Origin of the sequence: Stagnihabitans lacustris (assembly GCF_025950525.1) — a bacterium.
GTDB lineage: Bacteria > Pseudomonadota > Alphaproteobacteria > Rhodobacterales > Rhodobacteraceae > Stagnihabitans.
This window is the reverse complement of record NZ_JAPDGS010000006.1, coordinates 63,285-76,833: the sequence shown is the minus strand read 5'-3', so window position 1 is coordinate 76,833 and position 13,549 is coordinate 63,285. Positions and strand designations below refer to the sequence as shown.

Annotated in this window: 19 protein-coding genes; 10 read left to right on the top strand and 9 right to left on the bottom strand. The window is 64.9% G+C overall.

Annotation, left to right across the window (positions count from 1 at the left end; translation table 11 throughout):
- Positions 1 to 155: 155 nt before the first annotated feature.
- The 8 genes from NX862_RS14470 to NX862_RS14435 all read left to right on the top strand — a co-directional run bounded on the left by NX862_RS14470 (position 156) and on the right by NX862_RS14435 (position 6,344).
- Positions 156 to 626: a ribbon-helix-helix domain-containing protein gene (locus NX862_RS14470; protein ID WP_264494639.1), complete on the top strand. Its 471-nt coding sequence runs from the start codon at positions 156 to 158 to the stop codon at positions 624 to 626.
- Between the two features lie 67 nt (positions 627 to 693).
- Positions 694 to 1,353 carry a hypothetical protein gene (locus NX862_RS14465; protein ID WP_264494638.1) on the top strand — a complete coding sequence of 220 codons (660 nt, stop codon included), beginning with the start codon at positions 694 to 696 and terminating at the stop codon, positions 1,351 to 1,353.
- Positions 1,354 to 1,487: 134 nt separating this feature from the next.
- Entirely contained in the window at positions 1,488 to 1,676 is a 189-nt protein-coding gene (locus NX862_RS14460) for a hypothetical protein (protein WP_264494637.1), read from the top strand.
- 49 nt (positions 1,677 to 1,725) lie between these two features.
- Positions 1,726 to 2,268, top strand: a complete 543-nt coding sequence (locus NX862_RS14455) for a hypothetical protein (protein WP_264494636.1) — start codon at positions 1,726 to 1,728, stop codon at positions 2,266 to 2,268.
- 87 nt (positions 2,269 to 2,355) lie between these two features.
- Positions 2,356 to 2,763, top strand: a complete 408-nt coding sequence (locus tag NX862_RS14450) for a hypothetical protein (protein ID WP_264494635.1) — start codon at positions 2,356 to 2,358, stop codon at positions 2,761 to 2,763.
- A gap of 601 nt (positions 2,764 to 3,364) precedes the next feature.
- Positions 3,365 to 4,468, top strand: coding sequence for an efflux RND transporter periplasmic adaptor subunit (locus tag NX862_RS14445; RefSeq protein ID WP_264494634.1), 1,104 nt, complete (start codon positions 3,365 to 3,367; stop codon positions 4,466 to 4,468).
- Positions 4,468 to 5,673 (top strand): ABC transporter permease, encoded by a 1,206-nt coding sequence (locus NX862_RS14440; protein ID WP_264494633.1) that lies wholly within the window; start codon positions 4,468 to 4,470, stop codon positions 5,671 to 5,673. Before NX862_RS14445 ends, NX862_RS14440 begins: the two co-directional genes overlap by 1 nt.
- Positions 5,674 to 5,684: 11 nt before the next feature.
- A complete protein-coding gene (locus tag NX862_RS14435; RefSeq protein WP_264494632.1) occupies positions 5,685 to 6,344 on the top strand; it encodes an ABC transporter ATP-binding protein in 660 nt (219 codons plus the stop codon).
- Positions 6,345 to 6,353: 9 nt separating this feature from the next.
- Here NX862_RS14435 and NX862_RS14430 read toward each other — a convergent pair whose 3' ends face one another.
- The 4 genes from NX862_RS14430 to NX862_RS14415 all read right to left on the bottom strand — a co-directional run bounded on the left by NX862_RS14430 (position 6,354) and on the right by NX862_RS14415 (position 8,243).
- On the bottom strand, positions 6,354 to 6,752 hold the full coding sequence (locus NX862_RS14430) for a cupin domain-containing protein (protein WP_264494631.1): 399 nt from the start codon (positions 6,750 to 6,752) through the stop codon (positions 6,354 to 6,356).
- Between the two features lie 8 nt (positions 6,753 to 6,760).
- Positions 6,761 to 7,126, bottom strand: a complete 366-nt coding sequence (locus NX862_RS14425) for a hypothetical protein (RefSeq protein ID WP_264494630.1) — start codon at positions 7,124 to 7,126, stop codon at positions 6,761 to 6,763.
- Positions 7,116 to 7,523 (bottom strand): (2Fe-2S)-binding protein, encoded by a 408-nt coding sequence (locus NX862_RS14420; protein ID WP_264494629.1) that lies wholly within the window; start codon positions 7,521 to 7,523, stop codon positions 7,116 to 7,118. Before NX862_RS14420 ends, NX862_RS14425 begins: the two co-directional genes overlap by 11 nt.
- A gap of 351 nt (positions 7,524 to 7,874) precedes the next feature.
- Positions 7,875 to 8,243, bottom strand: coding sequence for a PRC-barrel domain-containing protein (locus tag NX862_RS14415; RefSeq protein ID WP_264494628.1), 369 nt, complete (start codon positions 8,241 to 8,243; stop codon positions 7,875 to 7,877).
- 254 nt (positions 8,244 to 8,497) lie between these two features.
- On the opposite strand from NX862_RS14415, the gene NX862_RS14410 reads away from it, so the two are divergent.
- Both NX862_RS14410 and NX862_RS14405 read left to right on the top strand, forming a co-directional pair.
- Complete coding sequence (locus NX862_RS14410) at positions 8,498 to 9,145, top strand: BON domain-containing protein (RefSeq protein WP_264494627.1); 648 nt, start codon at positions 8,498 to 8,500, stop codon at positions 9,143 to 9,145.
- Between the two features lie 104 nt (positions 9,146 to 9,249).
- The gene (locus tag NX862_RS14405; protein ID WP_264494626.1) at positions 9,250 to 9,480 is read left to right on the top strand and encodes a LuxR C-terminal-related transcriptional regulator; all 231 of its coding nucleotides are present in this window, start codon (positions 9,250 to 9,252) and stop codon (positions 9,478 to 9,480) included.
- 33 nt (positions 9,481 to 9,513) lie between these two features.
- On the opposite strand, the gene NX862_RS14400 is transcribed toward NX862_RS14405, so the two are convergent.
- The 5 genes from NX862_RS14400 to NX862_RS14380 form a co-directional block, all read right to left on the bottom strand.
- Positions 9,514 to 10,086: a hypothetical protein gene (locus NX862_RS14400; RefSeq protein WP_264494625.1), complete on the bottom strand. Its 573-nt coding sequence runs from the start codon at positions 10,084 to 10,086 to the stop codon at positions 9,514 to 9,516.
- Positions 10,083 to 10,514 (bottom strand): hypothetical protein, encoded by a 432-nt coding sequence (locus tag NX862_RS14395; RefSeq protein ID WP_264494624.1) that lies wholly within the window; start codon positions 10,512 to 10,514, stop codon positions 10,083 to 10,085. The genes NX862_RS14400 and NX862_RS14395 overlap by 4 nt, the downstream gene beginning before the upstream one ends.
- Positions 10,511 to 11,203, bottom strand: a complete 693-nt coding sequence (locus NX862_RS14390; protein WP_264494623.1) for a hypothetical protein — start codon at positions 11,201 to 11,203, stop codon at positions 10,511 to 10,513. The genes NX862_RS14395 and NX862_RS14390 overlap by 4 nt, the downstream gene beginning before the upstream one ends.
- 160 nt (positions 11,204 to 11,363) lie before the next feature.
- Positions 11,364 to 12,047: a response regulator gene (locus NX862_RS14385; protein WP_264494622.1), complete on the bottom strand. Its 684-nt coding sequence runs from the start codon at positions 12,045 to 12,047 to the stop codon at positions 11,364 to 11,366.
- Positions 12,044 to 13,501 (bottom strand): DUF4118 domain-containing protein, encoded by a 1,458-nt coding sequence (locus NX862_RS14380; RefSeq protein WP_264494621.1) that lies wholly within the window; start codon positions 13,499 to 13,501, stop codon positions 12,044 to 12,046. The genes NX862_RS14385 and NX862_RS14380 overlap by 4 nt, the downstream gene beginning before the upstream one ends.
- Positions 13,502 to 13,549 lie beyond the last annotated feature (48 nt).

Below are 13,549 nucleotides of genomic sequence, written 5' to 3'. Positions count from 1 at the left end.
AGCGCAACGACGTGCTCCTTCGGCCTTGCCCCTACCCCGGCAAGAGAGGCCCTTCTAAGGCGCCCTGGTAAGAAGCGAAATTTACAGTCCGGCCTTGACTTCGAAAGGGTGCCTACTTACGTTGACGATAGTAGGCACCATTCAGGAGGCTCGCCATGCCCGAACCGAAAAAACAATCCACCATCAAGCTTCCGCCCGTCCAACTTGAGCGTCTGAGGCAGATCGCGGACAAGCTCGGCGTCAAGTCATTGTCCGACGCTGTCGGCTACCTGATCCGCAAGGAGATTGACGCAGGCCTTATCGCAGCGACCATCCCCGGCATTGACGTCAGGCGCACAGATGGCGGTGTGACCATCAGACTTGAAGGATGCGAGGCCGTCGCCATGAAGACGGATGAGGCCGCGAAACTTGTGAGCGACCTTCGTGCGCGTGTGGACGGGAGTGAACCGCGCCTTATGGCCTATGCATTCGTTGATCACCAAGCACCCGATTTGGGACTGAGTTTAATCCGCGTTCGTCGCAAAGGAAATGGCGTCAATGTTAGGGTGCGCGCGTGTGAAACGAACCTCGCTCCGACGATTGTTCGCGATCTTGCTGACCTGATCGAAAAGACGGCAGCGCTATAAATCAAAGGTGGCGCAATTCCCGCAAGTCGCGCCCCTTTATTTTCACCAAGGATGGAATGTGGATATCATGTTTTATGGAAATGATCAGGATGCGCCGTTCCTGTCGATAGATGATCAGGCAATGCTGGAATTAGATCGGTTTGCTTCGGAGCTGAACGGCGAGTCTGAATTAGAAGGCTCATTGCCGAAAAAATATGGCGAACCTGCCACCTTGAAGGCAGCGGTTTCCACTACTTTGCGGAAGATCAAATTTCGGCTGGATGTGAACAATGTTTATCCTGGTCAAGATGATCGCGAGATCGAACGTCTCTTGAGAGAATGGAAGAAGTCTAACAACAAAGATATTAAGGCCGCAGCATGGTGCTATGCAGGCGCGCTAAGTGCCACACAGCCGGACCATGGCGATGCCTATGACGGGTGGCTGAGTAGCTGCACCGACCTTCAGAGAGATATTTTCGCCAAAGTCCGCAAATGGAAGGTTGAGAAACGTCGCAAAGAAGAGAAAGCCGAATATGAGCGTAAGAAGCTGTCCGAAACCGGAAAACCTGTCCGTGAGTATGTGAAAGGTCGGCCGAAAGAGGAGCGCGCTGCACGGAACGCCGCGAATGCAAAGGCATATCGTGAAAGGAAAAAGCTGGCGCGGCAGAGTGCCGAAAGGCCCGATGATGACCTTGACGATGACCTTCTCGACGATGTCCTTCTCGCCGAACTGAACATCCCCGCGTAACTGGCGGGGTAACTGGCGGGATAGATAAGTAAGGGCTTAATTCATTTATAAACAACGGCTTAGGTGAAAAATTCACTTGACCGTCACTTCTTTCCTGTGATTCTTTGCGATCAGAAACGCAGGAGAGAACCCCAATGAAGAACCAAACGCCACCTGATCACTTCATCACTGAGCCGAGCTATCGCGCCCTGGTCGAAGCTATCGCCCTTGCCGCCCGTGATGACCTGGATGCGCCGAGCGCGATCATGCAGGCGCTCGGCGAGGTCGGCGGCATCTGGCCCCAGAGTGTTCAAAGCGAAGCTGAAGCAAATCGCCGTGCTTGACTAGCGTCACGGTAACGTGTAAACGTTACCGTGACGCTAGGAGATCAAGATGACCCTTACACCTGCAGAAAAACAAAAACGGTATCGGGAACGTGTTCGCGAGGTCGAGAAGGTTGCGAGCCTCGCGGTCACCGACACCTTCAGGCGACCCTTCTATGATTACTTTCGGCACCTGGACGACGACCAGAGCGGAAACAAGAGGTATCTCTCGGATACTGACTTCGATCTTTACTTGGCGCTTGCTGGAGTAGAAGCGCCCACGTTCGACGATGATCGCGGCCCGGAAGAGTTCGTGCTGAACGGTGCGACAGTTGGGGTGCATGAGCCGTTTCCTGGTGCAGCCGGATCACTAGGCAGGGCCGAGGTAATGGTCGGTTGCCTCCTTGACGCGGCTGCGGAACTTGCTTCGCTGGTCGGGGAATACAAGACTCTGGAGATCAAGGCTCGCCTTGCAGAGATCGAAGCTTCCGATCTTTCGGACACGGAAACGAAGAAGGCGGCGCTGAAAGAAGCGACGCGACTGAACAAGATGCTGGATCAGCTTAACAAGCAGGTCCGCTGGACCCTCCCGCAATGGAAGGTCACGGGCTGAAGAAGCCCAAAAGAGCGACGGGCGGTCCCGAGTCCAATCAGAAGCCGCCCGTCTTAGTGCAACCGTCATCCTACAGAAGGAAATCCGATGACCGCACACATGAAGCCTACCACGACCGCCCATGAGGCGGAAAGTGAAACTGTAACTTTCGCGATTGGCCGGAAACGGTTCAACGGTCTCCTGAGGGAGCTTCTCGGCAATCCCACGGGTCATGATTGGGGTAAGCCGGACCTTGTTATCGACCAGACCGTCGTGACCAAGATGGCTGTCTTCTGGGAAGAGCCCGAATGGAAAGTCGACTATGTCGAAGTCTTCAGCGGGACGCCGGTTGGGCCTGTGCTGGTGATTCATGGCACGTTCCCGAATGACAGTGTCATCGTGACAATGAGGAAGCCGACGCAGGGAATCTACCGCACGACTGATCGACTGATCGCTGAGGCGCTCGCGGACGAGGAGGCTGAGTTGCTAGCGCTGATCAGCGCGGCGCTGGCTTAGCCGCCTATTCCTGACCTCTGATCAAACCACCGACGCCCGCAGGTTCACCCTTGCGGGCGTCGTCATATCCGGCTTGACTGTGACCAAGAAGCTACATGAAGTGCTGCTAGGGTCGCCACAAAATTACGCTGAGAAGTGCCATCAAGCCACTGATAATAAACACTTTTCATTTCGTATTTTCGTTTCCCACCCTCTCCGCCAGTTATCCCTGAAATCGTCGGGCAATGCATGACCCCTAGGGGCTCTGTTTGCGCATTGCCACTTCGGGGATGCATCCAGCTTGACAGCTTGGCTCTGACCGGCCGGACCGCTTCGGACCGACTGACGGCCGCCGCGTTGGGTTCAAGACCATTCCCGGAACCATCTTCGTCCAAACGCGGCGGCCCTGGTGGCGGGTGCAGCGCGCTTTGGCCAAGGCGGCCTCTGGCGATCCTGCGCCGGGCCTGACGCTGAGGCAGGTTAGAACCGGCCTGCCACAATCCGGGTAAGTTTGCGTGTCGGGGTCTTGATCTGGCGGATGGATCATGGGGATCGCTCGTGGTCAAGGACAAGGTGCCAGGGGTTGGACAGTGTTGACCGTCAAAGCGGGGGTGGAAGGACAGTGATCCCCGGCGCCCCGGTTGTCGCCCCCGCTTCCGGGGCCGAGGTCTTGCCCGCCATCATCCCTGCGACACGGCGCAAGTGGCCGCTTGGGGTTTTGGGCGCGGCGCTTGTGGTCGCGGCCGGGCTGGCCTGGTGGCACCCTTGGGCCGCGGCCTTGACCACAGTCCGCGTCGAGACAGTTGCCCTGGGGCCGGCCACGCGGGTTCTGGCGGTCAACGGGCGGGTGGCGGGGGTCGCCTCGGTTGATCTGCGGCCCTCGGTCGCCGGGGTCCTGACCGAGGTCCCGGTGATCGAGGGCCAAGTGGTGGCCCGGGGCGAGGTCCTGGCCCGAATAGACCCCGCCACGGCGGAAGCCGCCCTGCGGCAGGCGCTGGCCGGTCTGGATGCCGCCCTGGTGGCCAAGGCCGAGGTTCAGGCCTCTTATACCCGCATCCTGGCCATGGGCGCCAATGTCGCCCGGGTGACGCTGGAAACCTCGGCCCGTGCCGTCACCTCGGCAGGGCAAGAGGTGGCGCGGCAAGGCGCGCTTCTGGATCAGGCGCGGATCCTGCTTGCGAAATACACGCTGCGGGCGCCCCTGGCGGGGACGGTCCTGTCGCTTCCCGCCAAGCCGGGGCAGACGGTGGCCAGTTCCGAGGCGCTGATGACCATCGCCGATCTGGACCGCCTGGTGGTCGAGACCGATGTGGACGAATCCCATGCCCTGCAGGTCAAGGCCGGGCAAGTGGCCAATCTGCAGCTTACGGGCGAGACCCGGGTGCGCCCGGCCCATGTCAGCTATGTTGCGGGTCAGGTCGATGCGTCGACCGGGGGGCTGGTGGTCAAGATCACGCCCGACGAACCGATCCGCGCGCCCATAGGCCTGACCGTGACAGCCAATATCACCATCGACACGCGCAGCGCGCTGACCATCCCCCGCGCCGCCCTGACCGGTGACGCGGTCTTTGTCGAAAGCGCAGGCCAGGCCCACAGCCGCGCCGTCGTGGTCATTCCCTGGCCCGCCAGCCGTCTGATCGTCACCGAAGGCCTGACCGAGGGCGACAGGGTCATCCTGGACCCCAAGGGCCTGGTCGATGGCCAAGCCGTAAGGGTGGCGCCCTGATGCTGTATGCGGCAAAGATCGCCAGCCGCTATCTGACCGCCTCTTTGGCGCAGACCGGGCTTTTGGTGCTGGGCGTGGCGCTTGGGGTCTTTATCTTCATCTTCATGTCGGCCCTGATTGGCGGGCTGGCCTCTTTCATCCTGGCCCGCACCGCAGGCGACATGGCCCATGTCACCATCCAGGCCGAGGCGCAGGACCCTGCCCTTCTTGGGCCCGCCCAAGGCGTCCTGCTGGCCCAGGGCCCCGCCACGGGACACACCGCCATCCTGCGCGACACCGCGGCCCTTCTGCCGCTGATCGCGGCCCTGCCCGGCGTCACCGGCGTCTCGCCGCAGATCAACGGCTCGGGCTTCATGACCCGGGGCGGCGAGGTCATCCAGGTCTCGATCATGGGGCTGGAGCCGGGGCGGGAATCCGTCATCGCCAATCTGGCCTCTTATATTCTCCAGGGCTCTGCCGACCTGGCATCAGGCGGCGTCCTTTTGGGCAAGACCCTGGCCGAGGATCTGGACGTCACCCTGGGACAGCAAGTCCGGCTGACCAGCACCCAGGGCGTCGAAGCCTTGCTGACGGTGACGGGGATCTATCAGATGGGCTCGGGCGGGCCGGATCGGCGCCAAGCCTATGTCGGGCTTGCGACCGCGCGGGTCCTGATCCAGATGCCGCAGGGCGTCACGCGGGTGGAAATCAAGCTGACCGATCTTTACGCCGCCGATGCGCTGGCGCCGCAGATCAAGGCACTGACGGGCTTGGACGCGAAATCCTGGACCGAACAGGCGGCGCAGCTTCTGGACGCGTTGCAGGCCCAGGCGCAGACCGGTTACATCCTGAAGGCCTTTGCGCTTTTGACCATCATCATCGGCGTGGCCTCGGCTTTGCTATTGTCGACCTATCGGCGCAGGCCGGAAATCGGGATCATGCGCGCCATGGGGGCGGGACGCGGCTTTGTCATGGCGGTTTTCGTCATTCAAGGCGGGTTGATCGGGGTGATGGGCGGGCTGCTCGGGGCGGGGCTGGGGTATCTTGTGCTGCTGGCCTTTCCCGGGCGCGAAAGTTTCAGTTCGGGGTCGGGCCTGCCCATCGACATCACCCAGGGCGCTTATGGTCTGGCGATCTGGCTGACCACTTTGGGCGCGGTCCTGGCCTCGATCCTGCCGGCGCGGTCGGCGGCACGGCTGGACCCCGTCACGGCCATCGGCCAATGACCCTGTTGCAGGTGAGCGACCTGGTAAAAACCTTCGGCGCCGGAGAGGCCGAAACCCGTGTGTTGCGCGGGCTGAACCTGACGCTGAAGACCGCAGAGCTTGCGGCGCTGTTGGGGCCTTCGGGGTCGGGGAAAAGCACCTTGCTGACCATCCTTGGCACGCTGATGCGGCCGACATCGGGGGCGCATACCATGCTGGGCGTCGATCTGACCCGGGCCGATGACCGCGCCCTGACAGAGTTCCGCAACCGCCACATCGGCTTTGTCTTCCAGTTCCACAACCTGCTTCCCGACTTCACCGCGCTTGAAAATGTGATCTTCCCGACCGCCGTGCGTGAGGGCCGCGAGAGTGCCGCCGCCCGCACCCGCGGCGCGGAATTGCTGGTGCGCATGGGGTTGAAGGACCGCATCCAGTTCCCGACGGCCAACCTGTCGGGCGGCCAGAAACAGCGCGTCGCCGTCGCCCGCGCCCTGATGAACCGCCCCGAGCTGGTGCTGGCCGACGAGCCGACCGGCAACCTTGACCGCGCCTCGGCGGGCCAGGTCATGGACCTGATCGCGGAAATCAACCGGGACGAGGGGACGACGTTCCTGATCTCGACCCATGATGAAAAGATTGCCGCCCTGTGCAGGCGGCAAATCGTGGTGGGAGATGGGGTCGTGACCGGATAGGCCCCTGCCTCAGGCTTCGGTCACGACGCCGTCAAAGGTCTCGACCAGGTTGCCCGCCTCGGCCTTGGTTTGCACCTGCAGGTGGTCCATGTGGTTCGGCGGACCATAAAGCGTGTAAAGCCGAAGCTTCTTGTCGCCCGTATTGGTCAGGTTGTGACGCGCGCCCGCCGGCACGACCACGGCGCTGCCCGGCCCGACCTTGTGCGAGACCCCGTCGATCACCATTTTCCCCTCGCCCTTTTCGATGCGGAAAAACTGGTCATGGGTGGCATGGGTTTCCATGCCTATGTCCTGACCGGGCGTCAGGGACATCAGCACAAGTTGCAGATGGACGCCGGTATAAAGCACGCGGCGAAAGGCCGAGTTGTCCTCGGTCAGGCTTTCGATATCAGCGATGTAACCCTTCATGGGGCCTCCTATGGGGTGCCGATCGCAGCCAGCACGGCTGCGGGACGGTTGCGGGACGGATGGGTGACGCGGGCGCCGGTGGCGGCAAAGATCGCATTGCCGATGGCGGGAGCCACGACGGTGGTGGCGGGCTCGTCCAGGCCCACCGGAGCCGCCAGGCCGGCGACAAGGCGGATGTCCAGCGCAGGCCTGTCGGCCATGCGCAGGGGCGTATAGGTGTTCAGGTTGGTGTCACGCCCCTGGCCTGCGGCGACGTCGGCGCCCACGGGCAGGGCCATCCCAAACCGGCGCAGGACCTGGGCCTGACGCAGCACGGCGCCTTCGGCATTGCGCCCTGCCCCGACCAACTGCCCCCGGCCACCATCACTCCCCATTTCGGATCGGTATCGACATGGGTGATACGGACACGGGCCAAAGCGGCCCCGAGCTCTTCGGCCAGGATGCGGGCAAGTGCGGTGCCGATGTGCTGGCCCGACGGACAGGAGCCGCATTGCGGCACCTGGCCCCGCACCCCCAGGCCTGTTGCACCGGATGCGCCCCGCCAAGGCCCTCGATCGTCGTGACATGGGCCCCAGCCACATCCCCCAGCGCCGTGATGCAGGACCGCGCGGCGCGGCCCTCGACATGGACGGTGCAGGCGCCGCAGATCCCGATGCCGCAGCCGAATTCGCAGCCGGTCACGCCCAGGTCCTCGCGCACGACCCACAAGAGCGGTGTGCCGGGCGGGGCATCAACGGAAATCTCGCGGTCGTTCAGGATGAAGGAAATCATCGTCAGTCCTCGCGTTGGCCGCCGGTCCGCAGGGCGGCCAGGCGGGGTGCAACATCGGCCCAAGGGGCATCGGGTTTCGATTGGACGCGCAGCCAAGCGACGCGCCTTGCCGTAAAGGGTCAGGGTCAACAGCTGATGGGGGCTGGCCTTTGCGACTGGCCCGCGGGGACCAAACGCCGTTCTGTTCGCGCCCCGGCCATGGCACGGGGCGCAGGTGGCGGCCCGGATATTGGCGCCCAGGGTGTCCGGCAAAGGGGATTGGTCCAGGCTGGGGGTGGCGCAAAGGGCCACAAGGAAAAGGGCGCGCATCCGGGGCTCCGGGAAAGGGTTGGGGGGCCAAGCCCCCCTTGGTCATTTGAACTCGAAGTTGGGCAGCGCGGTCAGGCTTTCCTTCGTGGCGCCATGCAGCGTCAGCTTGTCGGCCACCAGTTCCAGCGCCGAGACGGCCACCACGACGTTATGCGTGTTCATCCCCAGAAAGCCGCCGACCGAGACGACGGCATAGGGCACGGTGCCTTCGGCGGTGACGATCATGTCGTCCAGCTTGCCGATCTCGGTGCCGGCATCGTCATAGACCTTGGCGCCAAGGATATCGCTGGCCCGCCAGCCCTGGGCCAGGATCACCGGATCGACCTCGGTCAGGACGATGGTCTGTTTCGTGGTCTCGGCAAAGGCCGGGACGGACAAAAGAAGGGAGGCGGCGATGAAGAGGTATTTCATGGGGATTCTTTGAGAGGGGCTTGGCGACCCGGGTTGGCCCGGACTTGACCTCTGTCGCATGCAGCCCCCCGGCCCGCGCTGCCCTGGATCAGCGCCGGGATGCGATCGCCTTTCCCCGATGGCGCGCGGCCAAGGGGGCTTGGCCAGATCCCGCCCAGACCCGCGCCCTAAGTAGTTTCCGAGGCCGACCCCGCCAGCCTCCCCCCGGCTATCCTGAGACCCAGGCACCACCCCGGTGCCGCAAGGAGACAGCGATGTCCGATGACACACACCTGAAGCAAGCCGTTCTGGACGAATTGAAATGGGAGCCCTCGGTGAACGCCGCCCATATTGGCGTCACCGCCAAGGATGGGGTCGTCACGCTGATGGGCTCGGTTTCGACCTATGCCGAAAAGCATGGCGCCGAGACGGCGGCCTTGCGGGTCAAGGATGTCAAGGCGGTGGCCGAAGAGATCGAGGTGAAGTTGCCCTCGGATGTCAAACATGGCGATGCCGAGATTGCGGCGGCGGCCGTGGACCGGCTGGCCTGGAACACCTCGGTGCCCAAGGATGCGGTCAAGGTGACGGTCAACAAGGGCTGGGTCACGTTGACGGGCGATGTGCATTGGCATTTCCAGCATGACGCGGCCGCCGATGCCGTGCGCAGGCTTTGGGGCGTCACGGGGGTGTCGAACCAGATCGCGATCAAGCCGCAGGCCAGCGCGGTCAATATCAAGGCCGATATCATGAGCGCCCTGAACCGGTCGTGGTTCAGCCCCGAAAAGATCGACGTCGCCACGACCGATGGCCGCGTGACGCTGACCGGGACGGTGGAATATTGGGACGAGCGCGAGCTTGCCGGCAATGCCGCCTGGGCCGCGCCGGGCGTGACCTCGGTCAGCAACGACATCCGCGTCAACTGAACACCTGCGCCGCAGCGGAACCTTTCGCTGCGGCGTCCTGATCTGGGGCAGCAGGGCGGCAGGGCCGCCGGTCTAGGGTGAAACATCCCAACCCGGAGCCCGTCATGCCCCCTGATCTTTCCCCCTTCTCCCTGACCCGGCGCCAGGGCCAGGTCCTGAGCTTTGTGCTGGCCGGACGGCCCAGCAAGGTCATCGCAGGGATTTTGGGGATCAGCCCGCGCACGGTCGAAAATCACCGGGCCGCCATCATGGCGCGCACCGGGGCGACCTCTTTGCCGGCGCTGACCCGGCTGGCCCTGGGGGCCGCGCAAGAGGGCGATTGCCGCAAGCGATAAGGCCGGGCCGCACATCCTGCGGCCCGGCTTTGGTCAATATCCCATCGGCGGATAATCATAGGGGTAAAGGTAGCGGCTGTAATAGCTGTCGCCAAAGGCCGCATTGGTCGCAGCCGTATTCAGGCAACGATAGACCGTGCCGCCCAGGGGCTGCATCGCGTCATCCAGCAGCGCGGTGTAGTCCTCCGAGATTTCGGCGACCATGGCGGATTGGCCATGTTTCAGCGTAAAGAAGGCCTCGTCGATTGCCGTTTCGCGCCGGTCTTCCTTGACCGCATCGGCGGTGATGCCAATGGCGGCGCCTGCCATGGCGCCCACCCCCGCCGCAGCCCCCACCGACAGGCTGGCTGCCCCGGCGATGCCTGCCGCCACGCCAACAGGGCCCGCAAGCAGCCCCAAAAGCGCGCCGACCCCGACGCCGATCGCGGTGCTCATCCCCAGGTCTGACGAGCGGTCTGCCACCCGGATATGGCCCTGGTCATCGCGGCGCACGACCGCCGCGCCATGGACGGTCAGGTCCCCGGCCTCATCCATGACCCACAGCTTGCGCAAGGCGAGACGGGCCTCGGCGTCCGAATGAAAGACGACAGCGATATAGGTGTTCATGCGGGCACCTTCGACGTGCCAGATTTGGGTTCCGGTTTGGGTTCCGCTTTGGGCTCGATGGCATGGGCCAGCTTGGAGCGGGCGGCGGCGACCGCCTGGCTCAGCCCAAGGGCTGCCTCATGCGCGCCCTCCAGCATCGCGGTGTTGGCGTGGTGGATTTCTGCGCTGGTGGCGCCGACTTTGGTCTTGACCACCTTGGCCGAGGCCTCAAGCCGCGCAATCGCCGCCTTCAGCCCGTCTTGCACCGCCTGGGCCTGGTCCTTGGCCAGGGTCTTCATCTTGGCCGACAGGGCGGCGGCATCGGCCTGAACGGCCTCGACATCGGCCCAACTGGCAGAGGCCGCCTTGGCCAGGTTGGCGCTGATCTTCCTGTGCAGGTCCTGGGCGTCGTGGCGGACCATCTCTAGCACGGTTTGCGGTTTGGTCATGATGCACCTTTCGGGTGGGTTGCAGAGAGGGATTGACGCGCGTCGTCCAGAAGCTGGCGCAGCGTCGCATGGGACAGGTCGGCCGTCAGGGTGCAGGCGACACGGGCATGGACCGGGGCGCGGTGGGCGCCAAGCCAGGTCATCAGGTGATGGGCCTCGTTGCTTTGGCCCGTGCCGTGACCGATGACGACGATCCGCCCCTGGCCCGCCACCGCCGTGGCGATGGCGTCAAAGAAGCGCTTGTCGGCCGGAAAGTTTTCGTCGCGGTCGGAGTCTTGCTGGCTGCGGTCGGTGGAATGGTGCAGGTGATGCCGTTCCTGCGGAAGTGGGCCCGGCGCGGGGGGCAGCGGATAAACCCGCGCTTCGGCATGGTCGATGACGACGACCAGGTCATCGCTGGTGACAGCCTCTTGCGCCTTGCCCTCGTGGGTCAGGAAATGGCGCAGCGCCATGACGTCGTCGGGTTCAAGCGGGCCGTGGCGTGCCGCATCCAGCGTCAGGCGCCCGGCGCCGACGGTCAGGACAAGATGGCCATTGGGCGCATGGGTTGCGGACCCGATGGCGCCAAAGAGCCGTTCAACCTCGCGCCAGGTCAGGTTATGGGTCAGCGGATGCTGGAAGACCCGCGCCAGGATGCGGCTTTCATCCGCTGCAAGATCGGGCATCAGGGGCGTTTCGTGTTCGGGCATGGGGGACCTTTCCCTTCGGGTCGCATGGGCGGACCACTTCGGGGTCAAGCCTAGGCCCGCGCGTGTCACGGCGGCAGGCTCGGAAACTACCTAGAGGCCAAAAGCCGCCGCTGTCTGCGGGTGGCTGCGACCGCATCCGACCAGGCGCCGCCCGGGTCGCTCATTTGGGCTGCGCACCGCGATAGCCCACGCCGGGTTCGGTCAGGATCAGGACGGGTTGGGCGGGGTCGGCCTCGACCTTCTGGCGCAATTGCCCGATGAAGACGCGCAGATAGGGCACGTCCTCGACATGGGCGGGGCCCCAGATGCGCGCCAAAAGCTGGCGGTGGGTCAACACGCGGCCCGGGGTCTCGGCCAAGGCCAGAAGCAGGTCGAATTCCTTGGGCGTCAGGTGGATTTCGGCGCCCTCCCGCGTGACCTGATGGGCGGCAAGGTCGATTTGCAACGGACCCAGGCGCAAGAGCGGCTCGGCCCCCTTGCGGGCCGGACGCAGGCAAACCCGCAGCCGCGCCAGAAGCTCGCCTATGGCAAAGGGCTTGGCCACGAAATCATCGGCGCCAAGGTCCAGCGCCATGATCTTCTCCATCTCTTGATCGCGGGCCGACAGGACGATCACCGGGATGTCAGAGCCCGCGCGCAGGGTCTCGATCACCGCCTTGCCGTCCATGTCGGGCAGGCCAAGGTCCAGGACCATCAGGTCGGGCCGGGCAGCGGCCACCTGCGCCAGGGCCTCGGCGCCCGTGGCTGCGGTGCAGGTGTCATAGCCCGCCGCGGCCAGGGCATGGCCCAGAAAGCGCAAGATCTGCGCCTCGTCGTCGACGATCAGGATCAGGGGCTTGGTCATTTCGGCAGGCTCAGGGTCAAGGCGCCCTCGGTCCAGGTCAGGCCGCCGCCCAGGTGGCGCGCGATGCCCTTGGCCACGGCAAGGCCCAGGCCGCTTTGCCCCGGCGCGGGGCGCAAGTCGGGACCGTCCAACCAGGCCTGCAGCGCCGCGGGCAGGCCGGGACCCTGGTCGGCAATCCTCAGCTGCAGGGTCGCGGGCGTCTCAAGGCTGGTGAGCGTCACCGGGCCGCGGCCATGGGACAGCGCATTGTGCATCAGGTTGAACAGCGCCTGTTCGATCAAGCCGCCCTCGCTTTGGATCATCGGCAAGTCGCCCAGGCTCAGCCGCAGGTCAGCCGCCTTGACCGCCCTGTGCAGCCGCGTCGCGGCAGCCGTCGCAAGGTCGCCCAGGTCGACCCAGGCCCGGCGCGGCGCGGCCGCAAGTTCCAGCCGCGAAAGCTGCAGCAGGTTGGAAACATGGGAATTCAGCCGCGCGGCCTCTTCTTCGATCGCGGTCAACAGGTCATCCCGCGCGGCCGCGGACAGGTCCAGTTCCCGCAGCGACGAGGCCGCGCCAAGGATCGTGGCCAGGGGCGTGCGCAGGTCATGGCCCAGCGAGGCCAGGACGGCGGACCGTGTGGCCTCGGCCTCGGCGCGCAGACGTTCGGCCCTTGCATGGGCGGCAAAGTCCAGCCGTTGCAGCGCCAAGCGCAACTGGCGGGCCATGGCGGCGATGGCGGCCTCGCGCATTGGCGCCTCGCGGCCGGACAGGGGCGCATGGCCAAGGGCGATGGCTTCGGCCAGGGGCAGGAAGGTCAGGCGGCTGCCCTCCCATCCCGGGGCCGCGGCGGGCAAGGGCTGCTGGCTGCGCAAGGCGCGGTCGCAGGCGGCCTGGGTGGCCGCGTCCAGCGTCACGCCCTCGGGCAAGGTCGAATGGGGCGTGACGACGACCGCCGCCCCCTGACAAAGCCGCGCCAGGGCCGGCAGCGCGGCCTTCAGCGCCTGATCCGCCGTCCCCGCCTCGGCAAGGGCGGCGGACAGGTCGCCCAGCACCTGCAGCGCCTCGGCCCGGGTTTGCGCGGCCTGGGCCCGGTCGTGCAGCCGCCCCGCCAAAAAGCCGGAAAAGGCCGCCACCAAAAGGAACTCGACCAGCGCCACGACATCCGAGACCCGGGCCACATGAAAGGTGTAAAGCGGCGCGGTGAACAGGAAATTCAGCGCGCCAAAGCCGGTGATGGCGGCCAGCAGCCCGCTCCAGAAGCCGAAGACCACGGCCGAGATCAGCACCGCGACCAGGAACACCAGCGGCAGGATCTCGGGCGCGAAGACAGGGGCGGGCAAAAGCGCCATGGCCACCCGCGCGGCCAGGCCCGTGCCACCGACAATCGCCAGGGTGGCCGCCAGGGCCAAGCCCCCCGGGGCCGGCGGCCAGCGCCCGGCGGCCTTTGCCAGAAAGTCGTCACTTGCCTCGGTCATGGCGCAAGATGTCGCCCTGCCCCCGCGGTTTGTCCACCGTCTTTATGC